We start from the raw sequence: 14,484 nt of genomic DNA on the forward strand, positions 1-14,484 counted from the left end.
GGTCCTTTGCATTTCAGCGAGGGCGGCGTTTTGTTGTTGCGAAGGGCTCAGCCGATCAGTTGGCTGAGCGCCATGGCGACCGACATATCGCCTTCGACCTTTATCTTGCCGGACATGAACGCCATGGTCGGGTTGAGGTCGCCGGCGATCAGCGAATCCAGATCGTCGAGCGACAGCTTTATGGTGCAGTCGGTCGGCGCGTCGGTGGTCGAGACGGTCGCGCCGTCGATGACGATGACGCCGTTGCTGCCGGTATCGAACTTCACGGAATGTTCGAACCCGGCGCTCGCCACGCGCGACCTCATCTTCTCGGCAATATCCTGAACGCTCATGACTGTTCTCCTGGTCTCGTTGCGTTTTGCCGCGCTTCAGTGACCGGCCTCCGCCGAAGTCACTGTCTCGCGCGTACCGCGATCTGGTCGCTTGGCGCATATAGCTTCGAGTTGACGTAAACGTCAACGCGCGATGCGTCATCTCGTTTCAGTCGGAAGGAATGCGGCAGAGAACATTCGCCCTGCGACGAAGGTTAGTGTTCAGCAGCGGGCTTCGCCGCCTCGGCCTGGGCCGATTCCGCCGGGGCCGGTTCGGTCGGCGTGGCCGGATCCTTGCGGCGGCGCATGGCGTTGTCGCGGATTTCGTCCTTGGTCAGGAAGTTGACCTGGTCGATCAGCACTTCATGCACCAGGTCGGCGCCGACGCGGGCGTTGACGGTGTCGCGTATGGCCTTGCGGAAGGCATCGAGATCGATGGTTTCCTTCTTGGTGAAGTCGATCTGAGGATTGGAGTAGAGATAGGAATAGACCTGATCGGTCATCAGCGCTTCGGCCGGGATCGACATCTTCTTTATCTCGGCCGGCTCGACCGTGTAGACGAGCTTGGTGAGGAAATAGCCGTCGATCTTGGAATCGCGGATCAGCGGCACCGAGATGATGTCGGTCTTGACGTAGTCGAGGCCACCCAGCATCGGTTTCGGCGTCTCGCCGACGCCGCGCTCACCGGCCGCCTGGAACGAATAGAACACCGCGCCAAGCGTGGCGGCGCAGATCCAGATCGCGGCAGCGATGAATTTGATCACCGGTTGTTCCCGCCTGTTGCCGAGATCATCAGCTCGCCCAACCGAATTCGCCGGCCGAATAGGTGCCGTCGGCTTCGGCGCGCTGAATGGCGTTCTTCAACAGCGTGGCGACTTCGTTGACCGCGTTGAGGTGGGCGAGGATTGCAGCCTCGTTTTTCGCGAGCTTCTGGCGCAGCCGCGCCAGACTGTCGCGATGCTGTTCCAGGAATTCGATCTCGTTGGCGCCCTTCATGGCGCGGGTCAGCTCATAGAGGTAGCGGCTCTTGCGGGCGTTGGAGGCCTTGAGATCATAGCTGGTGTCGTTCTTCAAACCGGCCGTCTCTTCCTCGACCGCTTCCTCGATGCGGCCGATGATGGCGGCAAGGTTGCCCGGCCGTGCAAACGGGATCGGCGCTTCGGACGTACGCGCCGGCAGGTTGGAAGAGTATTTTGAAAAATCGGCCATTGAAAATCCTGGTCTAGATCTTGATTTCGGTTTTGATGGTCGTCTCGTCGCCGGTCATCGACCGTGCGGCCTTGCGCTGCAATTCCTCGACCAGCGAGGTGGACAGCCGGGTCTGCTGGTCGATCTCGGTCTTGTGCGGCCCGGTTGACACCGGGCCGATCGGCACGGTGCGCTTGCCGTCCTTGTAGTGGTCGGCGAGCAGCGATTTGGCGATGCCGATCCCGCCGCGCTCGGCCATGACGTCGGCGACACGCTCGGCAAGCTGCGATTTCCACATGTCGCCGGCCAGCCCCTTGCCGTAGACGCCCTCGGTGTCCTTGGGCAGCATGTTTTGGATGAAGGTCTGCAAGACCATCGCCTCGAACTTCTTGAACTTGCTGGCGGGATCGGCATTTGCGGCGGCCTTGTCGGCGGTAGCGCGCGACAGGATCGAGCCGGCATCGACCGAAGCAGCCATGTCGACAGAAAAATTACCGCCAACGCCGTTGGCCCGCTTGGCCAGCGCGGCACGGGCAGCCTCGATATCCGCCGGGTCGACGGCTCGGGCAACATCGAGAACGATGTCACTGGGTGGAGAAATCGCCAAGAAAGTCCGCCTCTTTGCCGGGTTTCCTGAGCGACCATGCCGCAACAAGCTTGTGGCAGGCTTGCGAGGGAGAGGGGAGGCGGAATGCTGTCAGCTCGTCTGCTACGCGCCAATAGCGGCCGTCCACACGGGTGGTCTTCAATGACCCCGGACGGTGAAGGCCTGCTTACCGAAGCCTGTTCGACGAGGCGGCTATCCCACTTGTAATCCCGGCCCAATCCTTTACCGCACCCGTTGTGCGGTTTATCACCGCCAGAGTGGCGGATTCAGTGAGATCCCAAAGTGAAAAGAAGACGCCTCTTGTTTGTCGGCGGGAGCGGGGATCCTGGCGGTCTTCATATCCATACCGCCGACGTGGCCCACACCGCCGCTTCGCTTGGGTTTCCCGTCAAGATCATTTCCGTCAACACCGACTATTTTTCCGAGCTCCTTTCCCCTGAGACAATCGATGTAGAGCTTGTCGAGGGCCTTTCTTATCAAAGGCTCATCGTCAAACCGAGACGGTTCCCGATCTCAAGATACATCCTTTGGTGGTCTGTGCTGGTCAGGCATCCCGGCCACGATATCATTTTCTGCCGTGGTGCTTTCGCGGAAACGCCTGTCGTCGAGTTGCTCATGGCCAAGGCCGCGGGCCGGCGAATTTACACCATCGAACACAGGCCGCGCGAGGCCGCGTGGCGATCCATGTTTTCAAAGCGCAGATATGGCGCGGTCATGAATGCCTGCGTCCAACGCACCATCGGCGTGTCGAGCGAATTGTCAGAGATCGCGACGAAAGAGTTTGGCATGGCTCCCGACAAGGTCCGCGTCTGTGCTAATTGGGTAGACCCCATCTTCGCACCACCGACTGTCAATGAAAGGCGCCAAGCGCGCGAACGGCTTGGACTGTCAGACGATGTGCGAACGATCGGCTATGTCGGCCGGTTCGGGCCGGAAAAAAATATCGATGTCCTGATTGATGCTTTCTCGGCTCTTCGCGCGAGTCGGTCCGCCGCCAACGTCGCTCTGATCATCGCCGGGGATGGCTGGTTTCGCTCCGAAGTGGAAAACAAAGTGCGCTCGTCCGGAGCTGCTGACCGGATCAAATTGCTCGGCTGGCAAAACGATCCGCGTGCGATCTACCATGCGCTTGACCTCTTCGTACTGGCCAGCTCAGTCGAGGGTTTTTCCCTCAGCCTGCTGGAGGCGATGGCCACAGGCCTACCCTGTGTCGCCCATCCCATGGCGAGCGCGCTGGAGCTGATCAAGGACGGCAGTAACGGCTTTGTGTCCGACATATCGACGGCGAGCTTGTTGGGCGAAAAGCTGAAGGAATTTCTGGACGCCGAAGCAGCGACGGTGAGCCGTCTTGGTCAGGCTGCCGCGCAGACCGTGGCGACCAGCTTCTCACGCAGCGCACGCTTGCCCGCGGTCCTTAGGGCACTTGACATCCCGCTCGATGGCTCAGGCCTGCCGCAGCCATTTCCGCGCGTTCTCACCTATCGGAACGCACAAGCCCGATCGCCCGCCGCAGGCTCGAAATCCAGTGCTTGAGCCAGAGGGTTTTCCGGCCTGTCCGCCAGGCGGCCCTGGCACAATTTTTGTCAAAATAGTCGAGCCGGTCTTCCATCAGAGCGTTAAGCGCTGGAGAAAGCCGGTATTGTTTTCGAATGCGCAGCATGAGCGCGAGATGGTGCTTCCACTCCGTGTATTCGTCGTGATGTCGTGATTCTGAATGCGTCTGGTAGCGTTCGCCTTCTGCCGTATCGCGCCCAGTGACGTCATAGGTCGCCAATTGCCGGTCGATATAGACGAAGGGTCCGCGCGTGTTGAGCCGCAGCCAAAGGTCGATGTCCTCGGTGCGGGCGAGGCTTTCATCGAACCCTCCCGCCGCCAGTATCGCGTCGCGCCGAACCATCGTCGAGGAGGTGTGAATCCAAAGGTATCCGGCGATGGTCGTGGTCAGCACGACATCAGAGCGGGCCAGCAGGGAACGGTCCGCCTTGAGTTCCCGGCATGGCAGAAGAGATGCGGTCCGATCATAGGTTTCCCACCACGGCATCATGGTACCGAAGATCATGTCGCAGGCGGTCATGGACGTGTCGGCAAGCTCGTCGACCATGCGATAGTCGCTGCCAATCAGGATCGCGTCGGGCCGGGTGTTGGCCGCCGCAATGAATTGCGCCAGCTTGTCGTCGTCCCACCGATCATCGCTGTCCAGAAATGCGATATACAGTCCGCGCGCCTCGCGAATCGCGGCGTTGCGCGCGCCGGCCGGTCCGCTCGTGCCGGGGTTTCGCAGAATGCGCAGACGTGGCTCGGCCAGAGAGAGCGCAGTGATAGCGGCCAAGGTGTCGTCCGTGCTTCCGTCGTCGACAATGAGCAGCTCCCAGTCCCCGAACGTCTGAGCCGTAACCGAGGCGACCGCCTTCAGCAGATAAGGCAGGCGATTGTAGGTTGGAATGATGACCGTGCAGGCTCGCTCTGACATAAGGGCTCTTGCGTTGAAAGCCGGTGCCACGACGCGCTGTTGCGCCTTGCAGGCCCTGGACAGCAGGTTCACCGGCAGGCTTGTCACTCCTCGCGCCGCTTTGCAAGCCGCAGCGCCTGCCTACGGACCGCAGCGCTTCTTCCGCCTGCTGCGAAACCACGTTGCAACGGCGGCGGAACGGGGGACCGCTCCCAGCGCCATCTTTACGAGACAATCGCCTTTCATGGTGGCGCTTTACAGGGTGGCTGGACGGCAGGGACAAGCGTCGCCTTTACTCGGCAAAGAGCCCGTCAACCTCAGTTCCGCAACCGGGCAAATTCGAAGTGACGCAATCAATCAAAACCCTGATCGTGTCGGAGTATTTTCCCCACCAGCCGGAACAGATGGTCCATGGCGTCTTCCAGAGGCTCCGGCGTCACGCCGACGCGCTGAGTAGTATCGGTTCCGTCGATTTCGTTTTCATGTGGCCGTTGCACTGGTCCGAAAACGAAGACCGGCAACGTCAATCCGTCGAGGATTTTCGGCGGTCATGGTCTGTTGCCGGGCGGATAATACTGATTTCACCGCCCGCTCTGCCGTCTCGCTTCCGGCGCTGGCCGCGCGATCTTGGCATCCGCGACGTGATCGCCGCGACGCGCGGCGCAGTCAGTTTCACGGAGGGCCGGGTCACGATGCGGTCCAGCCGTATGGCGGAAGTTTCCCGGCTTGAGCAGGCGATCAGCGAGTTGAAGCCTGACCTCATCCTGGCGCATCGATTGGCGTCGACAGCGGCTCTGATCCGCACGGTGATGGATTTGCCTCCGGTGCTGGTCGACTTCGATGACCTCGAACATGTCGCCCTTGGCAGGTCTCGCCAGATGGAGCGCTCTCCCGCGAAACGCCTTAAACTGAGCCTGGTGTCCGCGGTCGCACGCCGAACAGAAAGACTCGTCGCGGGGTTTGCGACGGTGGGCCTCGTGTGTTCCGAGCATGATCGCAAAATCGTCGAAGAGCTTTCGCCGGGCGCCCGCATCGAAGTCGCACCCAATGCTGCCGTGATGACCGGCCGTTCCCCGATGCCTTCCGAGCCAACGGCTCTTTTTGTCGGCTACACCCGATATCCACCGAATGCCGAGGCTATCCTCTGGCTTGTTGGAAAGGTTTTTCCGCTGGTCCGGGCACGGCTGCCGCGAGCGCGGCTCCTCATCGCCGGTGATGGCGGCCGCGAACTTGGAATAGATGACGCCGGCGCAGGGGTAGAGACGCTAGGATTCGTTACGGATCTTTCATCTGCCTATGCGAGGGCAAGGGTTGTTGTCTGTCCGGTCAAGCGTGGCGGCGGCACACGGATCAAGATCATTGAGGCTGCGCTGTACGGCCGACCGGTCGTTTCAACTTCCATCGGAGCGGAAGGGCTCGGTTTCATCGATGGCAAGGAAGTGGTCCTTGCCAATGAGGAAGGGGCCTTTGCCGAAGCGATGGTCGAGTTGATGAGCAGCGATGAAAGGTCGGCCAGCATCGGCGCTGCAGCGGAGGAACGGGCACGCCAACTTTACGGCGCGGAACAGGTGCGTTCCAATCTGGCAGCGTTGGCAAGGTCGATGGTCGATCCGGACACTGCGCAGACATCGAAATCCGGACTGGACGCCGATGCAACAGTGAACACGCCGATAGCGTACCTATAAGCCAACGTGTTTCACGCAGTTGGTCGCGATCCACCATTGCATACCGGAGCCCCTCACAAGCCTCGAAAACTCCGAGGTTTTTTCACCAAAGCGTGAACGCTACATTCTTGTTTTTGTCGCATTCCTTTGTTTTCAAAGCGTTTCGACTGTGGGGGCCAAATATAGTGTTTTGCCGGGATTACTTCCGTTCCGAGGGCTGGTGAATGCGCTTCGGGATAGCGATCAGCAACCTGTCGACTTTCGGCGGGCTGCAACGGGATTGCCTCTCTATCGCCAGGAATATCGTGGCGGCGGGGCATGAGGTTACGATCCTGACCACGGAAATACGCGGGTCGATCGCAGACCCCGGCTGTTCGATCCAGATTGTAGAAGCCAACAATCGCACCAATCCCGGAAGGGATATCGCGCTTGGCGCCGCGCTGAAGGCGCATCGCCAGGGGTTTGACCGGATCATCGGTTTCAACAAGCTTCCGATGCTCGACATCTATTATTCCGGCGATCGCTCTTACGCGAAGATCAAGACAGGCGCGTGGCGCCCTTTTTCACCACGCCACCGAACCCAGATGCGGCTGGAGCAGCTTTGCTTTTCGCCAAGTTCGCGCACCAGCCTCATCATGCTGACCGAGCGCCAGCAAAATGAGTATCAGAGCGTCTGGAAAACGCCGGAGAGTCGGTTTCGACGCATTTCGCCCAATCTCGATCCGGCGAGGCGAATGCCGCATCTACGCACTGACGGAACGCGTGAACGCATCCGGGCTGAATTGGGCATTGCGGCAAACAGCAAGGTATGGCTGTCGATCGGCTCCTCGGCTTGGGTAAAGGGCTTCGACAGGGTGGCGGCCGCGCTGGAGGCATTTCCCGACTCGGTCTGGGTGGTGGTGGGCGTCGTGCCTGTCAGCGGCATGGGCAGCCGCCTGATCCAGAAGGTGACAATACACGCCCGGGGCCGAACAAAGATCATTGGAGTCCGAGACGACATACCGGCTGTTATGGCGGCGGCGGATCTCCTCATTCATCCTGCCCGAATCGAAACCACGGGAACGGTCATCGTCGAAGCCCTTGCCAATGGACTTCCGGTGATCACCACCGATACGTGCGGGTTTGCTCCCTTGGTCGAAAAGGCCGATGCCGGCGTCGTCATCGCCGGCGCGTACTCTTTTCGGGCGCTCGTCGAAGCCATCGCCATGGCACGAGCACCGGGCCAGCAAGCAGCATGGTCGTCACATGCCAAAGCTTTCGGCGGCGATCCCTCCTTATCCGATGGGCACGAGGAAGCGGCGCGCCTGTTTGTCGGAGAGCTTTGGTAGACACGGCCACATGCGCCGAGCCGAGGCTGTTGCTTTCAGGGGGGCTGGGCATTGGAGCAGAAACCTGACTATTTCGGGGTGCATGGCCGGCAAGATGAAAATCCCACGCTTCTCATCACCGTTTGACGCCCGGAAGCGTGACGCCGAGAAATTGCCGAAGCGCGTCTGGCTTACGCTCGACGATGGTCCGGAGCCCGGTCATACCGAGCAGATTTTGAAGGTGCTCGACCTTCATCGGATCAAGGCTACGTTCTTCGTGATTGGAGAAAAGGTGGCCGCTCATCCGGCCATCGTCCAGCGCGTCTTCGATGCGGGACACCGGATCGGAAACCATACGTTTTCGCATCGCCGTCTGACCGAGCTTAAACCAGCGGAAGTTCGCCAGGAGATCGAGAGCACCGGTAGCCTGATTTCCGCATTCACGCCGGGAGGGAAGATTTTTCGTCCGCCCTTCGGGGCTTTGAGCAGGGTCGTTTCAGAGATTGCGGATGAACTCGGGCATCGCACCCTTCTGTGGGATGTGGATCCAAACGATTGGGATCCTCACCGCCAGCCGAAGGGGTGGATCAGGAGCGCGCTTCGCGAAGTTCGAGCGAAGCGGGATTGCGTTATCCTCACCCACGATAGCCTGCCCACAACCGCCGAGAATTTCGACCTGTTCATCACGCTCCTGAAGAAAGCCGGCCCGATTACATTCGAAGATCCGGCGACGCTTCGTGCGACCGACCTGGCCCTTCAGGCGTTCTCGTCGACCGATTGAGCCATAGCTTGAGCCGATACCGCCAGAACCGCCATTGCGTCCTTGCGGTCTTCGGCAAAGGCCTGGCGATCATGAGAAATCGTTCGGCTGTGCGGAAACTGCCGTGGAGGTAATGGACGCGGGCAATCTTGATGGCCAGAAGAGCTTCCCGCCTGCGCAATGTATCCTCGTCGATCCGAACAGTGCCAAGCTCGCGCAATGCCTTGCGCCAAATGAAAAACTGCGTAGCGGGCTGGACCAAAAGCCGATTGTCGGCCCGTGCAGTCGATATTTGGTAGGTCAGCACCGGGTTGGGCACCTTGTCGACGCCGGCCTGGGTCAACAGCCTTGCCCAGAACAGTGTGTCCTCCTCGTAGGCGACGCCTTCGGGAAAGCGGACTGTGCCGATCGCCAGGCTTCTGATCAGGGCAGCGCCGACATTGATCGTCTCACATTTGTCGATGAGATAATTGCCTGCGTTTTCGAGCTTTGATGGACCATATCCGGCTGGCGCGTCGATGAGCCGGTCAACGCCATCTGTGCGCCTGATATAGGAGCCGACCACTATTCCGGTGCTCCCGTGCTCGGTCCCCTTGCGCAGCAAGTTGCGCAGCCCATCCTTCATATGGATGTCGTCGGCGTCGATGAAGTAGAGCCATGGCGAGACGGCTGTCTTTATGCCGACATTGCGGGCGGCGCCCGCCTGAAATCGGTCCACCCGTTTGACCAACACCGGAAGCCCGCTTTGCCGGCCGGTCTGTTCGGCGATTTCAGCGGTGCCGTCCGTCGATCCGTCGTCGACGATCAGGATTTCCTCGATGAGGTCGGCTTCCGAAGCCAGCGACCGGATCGTCGAAGCGATCGAACGCCCTGCATTGTGTGCAGGGATGATCACTGAAATGTCTTTCATCCGTATGCCCCCACCCGACATCAGCAGTTGCGATTTGCAGGTTCGGGTCAAGCCGCAGTTTGGCGCGGGCGCCTTCTTGCGGCAACTTTCCGGTGAACAGGAGCGCGCCGGTTCGCTTGCTCGCCGGCCGGCGACTGTTTTTCGGGCGTTCGGCTTTGCCTAGCGGCAAATTGAGATTTGTTCTGCGAGGAACGCCGTTATAAACCCATTGCTGTTGGAGGAGATACTCTTTGAAGGGCGTTGCGCTTTTAACCGTACCGAGAAGCGGCTCCGAATGGCTTGGAAGCCTTGCGAATGCCACAGGTTCCATGGGGTGTTTCGGGGAATGGCTGGATCCAGACCATCTCAAATTCGTGGCCCGCTCTTATGACGAGCTGGAAAGCGCCGTCCTCAAGGCCGGATTGTCAGAAAACGGGCGTTTCGCCATCAAGCTGTTCCCTGGCCATCTGCGTGAAACGCGAGAAACGTTTGAGAAAGACTTTCTGTTTGAAACGCTGAAGAAGCACGAAATCGGGTTGATTTTCCTCGAACGGCGAGACCGGCTCCGACAGGCCATTTCGTACTATCGCGCCAGTGTTTCCAGGCAATGGACCAACAGAGCAAGGGGAACGGGAGCGAAAGCCGCCTACGATTTCGCGGAGATCTCCCGAGCCTGCATTTCTCTTGAAGATGGGTACTCGTTCTGGTCGAAATATCTCGACATGCTTGGGCTGCCCCACAAGCATGTCGTCTATGAGGAGATGTTTGAGGATCCGACACCTTTTTTGGAAGCGGTCGCTGAGCATATGGGTGTTGGAGCTCCCGCCGAGAGACCGGCTTCTTCGATTCAGATCCAGCGCGATGGCCTGACAGAAGAATGGGCAGAGCGTTTTCGATCGGATGCCGCAGCCAACGGGATTATTGATCTGCTGCTTGAGGAGAGACCAGCTGTAAGGACGTTGTCCAATCTTCGGCGGTTCTTCAAAAAGCGGCCACTAACCAAAGCCTATTCGTAGGATATCGGGCTGCGCAGATGCAGAGGTCATCTCGCTCGAAGCTGACGCGTTTAAGATCGCGGTAAACCGCGGAACGTCCAATGCGCGCAAGCCAGCCTGTCGACAGGCCGCCGGAAATGCTTGCATTTACTGGAACCGCAGCTACTCGCCGCCTCGCCTCTGCGCGATCAGATCGAGCCGGTCGCGGTCGGAGCGTTCGCGTTCGTCGCGGCTTCGCACGTCCTTGTAGGCACGTTCGACCATGTTGGTGCGCGCCGTCGCAGTGGCGATGAGCGTGACCTCCTGCCTGGCGCTTTCCAGGCTCGCTTCCTGCCGGACCAGCGCATTGGCGATGCGGCGATGGTAGAGGTCAGGGAACAGCACCGCCATCGACTGGTCGGCGTCGAAATGCTGGACAAGTTCCTTGGCCTCGGTTTCGGCGGTTGCGGCTGCCGCCAGGAAGGCCGCATGGCGCGTCTCGTGCAGGGCCTTCAGCTGCTCCTGCACCTTGACCAGTTTCTTCAGCCGTTCCTTGCGCGTGCTCATCTCACCTCGCCAGCGTCAGATCGACAAAGCCGTCGACGAACAGCGACAGCATGGTGCCGATGGCGAAGTAGAAGATGATCATGCCGCCGGCGATGACGAAAGGCAGCGAGATGAAGTAGACCGGAATCTGCGGCGTCAGCTTGTTGACGAAGCCGATGGTCAAATTGACCAGGATGGCATAGGCGATGAACGGGCTGCCGAGCCGGATGACCAGGAAGAAGGCGTCCGACACCGTGTCGGTGAGATCGACCAGTGCGGCCTGCGGGTTGAAGAAGACGTTGACCGGCGCCACCGTGTAGGAGGCGACCAGAGCGCGGATGATCTCGTGGTCGAAATCGAAGACGAAGAGCAGCAGCAACGCTGAAAACGAGATGATGGCGGCCAGGGCCGCCTGCGGCTCTGGCTCCTCGATGGCGGGGCCGCCGGTGCCGCCATAGCCGATCAGCATGGCGATGGCCGAACCCATGAAGCGCAGCGCCTCCATGTAGAGCCTCGTCATCGCGCCGATCAGCCCGCCGACCAAAAGTTCGGAGATGATCATCGGTGCCAGCACCTGCGGACGCGCATCGACGAAGGGAAAGATCTTGTCCCACAGGAAGGCGAGCAGGCCACCGGTGGCGGCGATCGACGCGAACAGCCGGACCTGGACCGGCACGCGGGCGCTGGACAGGCCCGGCATCAGCATGAAGCAGGCGCCGATGCGACAGAAGGCGAGGAAGGCGGCGATGACGACGCCTTGCGACAGTATGTTCACGAGATCGTCCCGAGCACCTTGATCTCGACGCCCTTGGCGATTTCGACATGGGAGAGAACGGGAAGCGTCGTGAACAGGCGCTCGATGATCATGCGCACATAGGGGCGAGCATCGGGCGCGGTGACGAGGACAAAACGCTCGCCGGCCTCGAGATGCTTGCGGATCGCCTTGGTCGCGTCCTGGCCGAATTCCTCCAACTGGCGCGGGTCGATGTCGAATTCGCGCACCTCGCCCTTGGCGTCGCGCTTGAGGCTCTGGTGGAAGGCGAGATCCCAGCGGTTGCCGAGCCGCAGCACCTTGAGCATGCCGCCCTCGGAGAGATCGCCGCAGATCTGCTGGGCCATGCGGATGCGGACATGCTCGACGATCTGCTCGGTGCGGCGCACATGCGGTGCGATCTCGGCGATAGCCTCGATGATCAAATGCAGGTTGCGGATCGATACGCGTTCGGCCAGCAGCAGTTTCAGCACCGCCTGCAGGCCGGGATAGGAGATGTGCGAGGTGCAGATCTCGTCGGCGAGCTTGCGGTATTCCGGATCCTGGCGCTCGAGCAGCGCCTTCATGTCCTTGTAGGACAGAAGCTGCGGCAGGTTGTTGCGGATCACCTCGGACAAATGCGTGAGCAGCACCGACATGTTGTCGGCAAAGGTATAGTTCTCGCGCTTCAGATCCTCGGCGAAGGTTTCCAGCACCGAGAAGGCGCGCATGCCGAAGGCCGGCTCGCGGATTTCCTCGCCGGGAACGTCGGGCAAATCCCGGTTGCCGAGCAGCACCATGATCTCGCCGACGCGCATCTGGTATTCGGCGACGACGGTGCCGTGGACCTTGATCTGATAACTTTTCGGCGGAATGCCGAAATCGTCGGCGACGCGCACTTCCGGCACAACGAAGCCGTATTGCGTGGCAAATTTCTTGCGCATCTTGGCCATGCGGAACACCAGTTCCTGATGCGACACCAGCAGCCGCGTCGACAGCTGCTTGCCGATCAGAAGCTCGATCTCGGCGGTGGTCAGCGAAGCCTTGACCGAGTTCTTCTCTTCCTCGACTTTGTTCGCCTTCTCCAGATCCTTGATCGCTTCGGCGGCGGCAGCCTCGCGGTTGGCGCGCATCGGGATGACGTAGCCAAGGCCGGCCATGCCTGCAGCCAGCGTGAAGAACGGGAAGAACGGCAGGCCGGGCATCAGGCCGAGCAGGACGAGCAGCGAGGCCGCGACATAGAGCGCGCGCGGATGCGCGCCGAGCTGGCCGAACACCGCCTGGTTGGTCGAGCCGCGCGTGCCGCCCTTGGACACAAGCAGGCCGGCGGCGAGCGAAACGATCAGCGCCGGGATCTGGGTGACGAGGCCGTCGCCGACCGACAGTTTGATGAAGACATCGGCGGCTTCGCCCATGCCCATGCCGTGCCTGATGTAGCCGATGGCGATGCCGCCGACGATGTTGATTGCGGTGATGATGAGGCCGGCAATGGCATCGCCGCGCACGAATTTCGAGGCACCGTCCATCGAGCCGAAGAAGGAGGATTCCTCTTCCAGCTCGCGGCGGCGCAGTTGCGCTGTCTTGTCGTCGATCATGCCGGCGGACAGGTCGGCGTCGATCGACATCTGCTTGCCGGGGATGGCGTCGAGGGTGAAGCGGGCGCCGACTTCGGCAATACGGGTGGCGCCTTTGGTGATGACGATGAAGTTGACCACAATCAGGATCATGAAGACGATCAGGCCGATGACGAAATCGCTGGCCATCACAAGTTTGGAGAAGCCGGCGATGACATAGCCGGCGGCGTGCGTGCCCTCATTGCCGTGCGACAGGATCATGCGCGTGGTGGCGATGTTGAGCGATAGCCGTAGCATGGTGGCGATCAGCAGCACGGTCGGGAAGGACGAGAAATCGAGCGGCCGCTGGATCCACAGCGCCACCATCAGGATCAGCACCGACAATGCGATCGAGAAGGCGAGGCCGATGTCGATGAGGAAGGCCGGGATCGGGAGGAACAGCACGGCCAGGATGATGACGATGCCGATGGCGAAGAAGACATCGCGGCCGTTCTTGGCCACTGTTCCTGTCGCTAAGCTTTCGCTGACCGCCATATCGTCCCCAATCACAAGCCTGCCGAGCACGCGACAGCCCTTCGAGCCTAACCGGTCAAGCTTGCGCGAGGGTGGGAGGACTGGTTACTTGCCAGGACGACAGAGGCCTTGAGGAGAGAGATCATGCTGGTGATCATCGGCACCATTCGCCTGCCTGCGCAACGGCTCGACGAGGCAAGGCCGGCCATGCGGCGCATGATACTGGGCAGCCGTGCGGAGCCCGGCTGCATCGAATACTCCTACGCGCAGGACGTGCTCGACGTCGGGCTCATCCATGTAACCGAGGTGTGGAGCGACAGGGCCGCGCTCGACGCGCATTTCCGCTCGCCTCACATCGCCGATTGGCGGGCGAGTTGGGCATCGCTCGGCATAGGCGAGCGCAACCTCATGCTCTATGAGGCCGGCGAGCCGAAGCCGATCTGAGGACCGGGCACAGTCAAGAAGGCGTGGGCCCAAGAAAGTCTAGCAGGCGTTGACCTGTCTGCAGGACCATCCGCCGCCATCGGTATCGTGGCAGTCTTCATAGCTGCCGTAGCAGGTGTTCGTCGAATTGCGATACCAAGGGTAGCCGCCAGGACAGCAAACATCTTGTTGTGCAGTCTGGATAAATTCCTTTGCCGGCCGGCTTTGGCTTTCCGGACTGCCTCCCGCCAAAAAAAGAGACATCGGGTGTGACACAACAGACCTAACCGGCATATCCATGCTTGAATTGCTCACCGCAGACGAGCTCAAAAAAATCATGCCGACAGCCAATGAAAAAAATCCCCGCGCACTCATCTTCTCCTCCTTGAGGGAAATAGAGACGGCCAAAAATAACACAGCTGCGTCGATTGCGTAAGCGATCGCTCATATACCTCGACACGCTCGCGGGGAATTGAAGCGGGGCGGCAAGCCTGACTGCGCCTCAGCGCCAGAATGGCGCCGCAAGCA

General features: G+C 60.4%; 16 protein-coding genes. 6 read left to right on the forward strand and 10 right to left on the reverse strand.

What is annotated here, in order from left to right; translation table 11 throughout:
* Positions 1 to 47: 47 nt before the first annotated feature.
* From ACYG9R_RS17135 to ACYG9R_RS17150, 4 genes are all read right to left on the reverse strand, one after another.
* The gene (locus tag ACYG9R_RS17135; RefSeq protein WP_023683274.1) at positions 48 to 332 is read right to left on the reverse strand and encodes an SCP2 sterol-binding domain-containing protein; all 285 of its coding nucleotides are present in this window, start codon (positions 330 to 332) and stop codon (positions 48 to 50) included.
* Between the two features lie 194 nt (positions 333 to 526).
* Positions 527 to 1,075, reverse strand: a complete 549-nt coding sequence (locus ACYG9R_RS17140; protein WP_023683275.1) for a hypothetical protein — start codon at positions 1,073 to 1,075, stop codon at positions 527 to 529.
* 28 nt (positions 1,076 to 1,103) lie between these two features.
* Positions 1,104 to 1,520, reverse strand: a complete 417-nt coding sequence (locus tag ACYG9R_RS17145; RefSeq protein WP_023671919.1) for a hypothetical protein — start codon at positions 1,518 to 1,520, stop codon at positions 1,104 to 1,106.
* 13 nt (positions 1,521 to 1,533) lie between these two features.
* Positions 1,534 to 2,106, reverse strand: coding sequence for a rod-binding protein (locus ACYG9R_RS17150; RefSeq protein ID WP_023671918.1), 573 nt, complete (start codon positions 2,104 to 2,106; stop codon positions 1,534 to 1,536).
* 282 nt (positions 2,107 to 2,388) lie between these two features.
* Here ACYG9R_RS17150 and ACYG9R_RS17155 point away from each other — a divergent pair, with 282 nt between their 5' ends.
* Positions 2,389 to 3,639, forward strand: coding sequence for a glycosyltransferase family 4 protein (locus tag ACYG9R_RS17155; RefSeq protein WP_081726809.1), 1,251 nt, complete (start codon positions 2,389 to 2,391; stop codon positions 3,637 to 3,639).
* On the opposite strand, the gene ACYG9R_RS17160 is transcribed toward ACYG9R_RS17155, so the two are convergent.
* The gene (locus ACYG9R_RS17160; protein ID WP_023671916.1) at positions 3,581 to 4,663 is read right to left on the reverse strand and encodes a glycosyltransferase; all 1,083 of its coding nucleotides are present in this window, start codon (positions 4,661 to 4,663) and stop codon (positions 3,581 to 3,583) included. The two genes, ACYG9R_RS17155 and ACYG9R_RS17160, sit on opposite strands and share 59 nt — an antisense overlap.
* Positions 4,664 to 4,899: 236 nt before the next feature.
* On the opposite strand from ACYG9R_RS17160, the gene ACYG9R_RS17165 reads away from it, so the two are divergent.
* The 3 genes from ACYG9R_RS17165 (at position 4,900) to ACYG9R_RS17175 (ending at position 8,307) form a co-directional block, all read left to right on the forward strand.
* Positions 4,900 to 6,240: a glycosyltransferase gene (locus tag ACYG9R_RS17165; protein ID WP_023823308.1), complete on the forward strand. Its 1,341-nt coding sequence runs from the start codon at positions 4,900 to 4,902 to the stop codon at positions 6,238 to 6,240.
* Between the two features lie 203 nt (positions 6,241 to 6,443).
* The gene (locus ACYG9R_RS17170) at positions 6,444 to 7,547 is read left to right on the forward strand and encodes a glycosyltransferase family 4 protein (RefSeq protein ID WP_023823309.1); all 1,104 of its coding nucleotides are present in this window, start codon (positions 6,444 to 6,446) and stop codon (positions 7,545 to 7,547) included.
* An 82-nt stretch (positions 7,548 to 7,629) separates the two neighbouring features.
* Positions 7,630 to 8,307: a polysaccharide deacetylase family protein gene (locus ACYG9R_RS17175; protein WP_023823310.1), complete on the forward strand. Its 678-nt coding sequence runs from the start codon at positions 7,630 to 7,632 to the stop codon at positions 8,305 to 8,307.
* On the opposite strand, the gene ACYG9R_RS17180 is transcribed toward ACYG9R_RS17175, so the two are convergent.
* Complete coding sequence (locus ACYG9R_RS17180) at positions 8,237 to 9,196, reverse strand: glycosyltransferase family 2 protein (RefSeq protein ID WP_023823311.1); 960 nt, start codon at positions 9,194 to 9,196, stop codon at positions 8,237 to 8,239. The two genes, ACYG9R_RS17175 and ACYG9R_RS17180, sit on opposite strands and share 71 nt — an antisense overlap.
* A 230-nt stretch (positions 9,197 to 9,426) precedes the next feature.
* On the opposite strand from ACYG9R_RS17180, the gene ACYG9R_RS17185 reads away from it, so the two are divergent.
* Positions 9,427 to 10,191 carry a Stf0 family sulfotransferase gene (locus tag ACYG9R_RS17185; protein ID WP_023671911.1) on the forward strand — a complete coding sequence of 255 codons (765 nt, stop codon included), beginning with the start codon at positions 9,427 to 9,429 and terminating at the stop codon, positions 10,189 to 10,191.
* Between the two features lie 141 nt (positions 10,192 to 10,332).
* Here ACYG9R_RS17185 and ACYG9R_RS17190 read toward each other — a convergent pair whose 3' ends face one another.
* Genes ACYG9R_RS17190 through flhA form a run of 3 tightly spaced genes read right to left on the reverse strand, consistent with a single transcriptional unit; the run spans position 10,333 to position 13,554 of the window.
* Positions 10,333 to 10,716 carry a hypothetical protein gene (locus tag ACYG9R_RS17190; protein ID WP_023671910.1) on the reverse strand — a complete coding sequence of 128 codons (384 nt, stop codon included), beginning with the start codon at positions 10,714 to 10,716 and terminating at the stop codon, positions 10,333 to 10,335.
* A gap of 1 nt (position 10,717) precedes the next feature.
* Positions 10,718 to 11,470 carry a flagellar biosynthetic protein FliR gene (fliR, locus tag ACYG9R_RS17195; protein WP_023714022.1) on the reverse strand — a complete coding sequence of 251 codons (753 nt, stop codon included), beginning with the start codon at positions 11,468 to 11,470 and terminating at the stop codon, positions 10,718 to 10,720.
* Positions 11,467 to 13,554 (reverse strand): flagellar biosynthesis protein FlhA, encoded by a 2,088-nt coding sequence (gene flhA / locus ACYG9R_RS17200; RefSeq protein WP_023671908.1) that lies wholly within the window; start codon positions 13,552 to 13,554, stop codon positions 11,467 to 11,469. The genes fliR and flhA overlap by 4 nt, the downstream gene beginning before the upstream one ends.
* Positions 13,555 to 13,677: 123 nt before the next feature.
* Here flhA and ACYG9R_RS17205 point away from each other — a divergent pair, with 123 nt between their 5' ends.
* Complete coding sequence (locus ACYG9R_RS17205) at positions 13,678 to 13,977, forward strand: putative quinol monooxygenase (protein WP_023683279.1); 300 nt, start codon at positions 13,678 to 13,680, stop codon at positions 13,975 to 13,977.
* A 39-nt stretch (positions 13,978 to 14,016) separates the two neighbouring features.
* Here the strand turns inward: ACYG9R_RS17205 and ACYG9R_RS17210 are convergent, their stop codons facing one another.
* Complete coding sequence (locus ACYG9R_RS17210) at positions 14,017 to 14,331, reverse strand: hypothetical protein (RefSeq protein WP_155923196.1); 315 nt, start codon at positions 14,329 to 14,331, stop codon at positions 14,017 to 14,019.
* Between the last annotated feature and the right edge of the window lie 153 nt (positions 14,332 to 14,484).

The sequence above is a fragment of the Mesorhizobium sp. RSR565B genome (assembly GCF_054719465.1).

Coding starts and splice junctions, on each gene's coding strand:
- ACYG9R_RS17135 (WP_023683274.1), bottom strand. CDS start 332: ATGAGCGTTCAGGATATTGCCGAGAAGATGAGGTCGCGCGTGGCGAGC.
- ACYG9R_RS17145 (WP_023671919.1), bottom strand. CDS start 1,520: ATGGCCGATTTTTCAAAATACTCTTCCAACCTGCCGGCGCGTACGTCC.
- ACYG9R_RS17170 (WP_023823309.1), top strand. CDS start 6,444: ATGCGCTTCGGGATAGCGATCAGCAACCTGTCGACTTTCGGCGGGCTG.
- ACYG9R_RS17175 (WP_023823310.1), top strand. CDS start 7,630: ATGGCCGGCAAGATGAAAATCCCACGCTTCTCATCACCGTTTGACGCC.
- ACYG9R_RS17180 (WP_023823311.1), bottom strand. CDS start 9,196: ATGAAAGACATTTCAGTGATCATCCCTGCACACAATGCAGGGCGTTCG.
- ACYG9R_RS17190 (WP_023671910.1), bottom strand. CDS start 10,716: ATGAGCACGCGCAAGGAACGGCTGAAGAAACTGGTCAAGGTGCAGGAG.
- flhA (WP_023671908.1), bottom strand. CDS start 13,554: ATGGCGGTCAGCGAAAGCTTAGCGACAGGAACAGTGGCCAAGAACGGC.
- ACYG9R_RS17205 (WP_023683279.1), top strand. CDS start 13,678: ATGCTGGTGATCATCGGCACCATTCGCCTGCCTGCGCAACGGCTCGAC.
- ACYG9R_RS17210 (WP_155923196.1), bottom strand. CDS start 14,331: ATGAGTGCGCGGGGATTTTTTTCATTGGCTGTCGGCATGATTTTTTTG.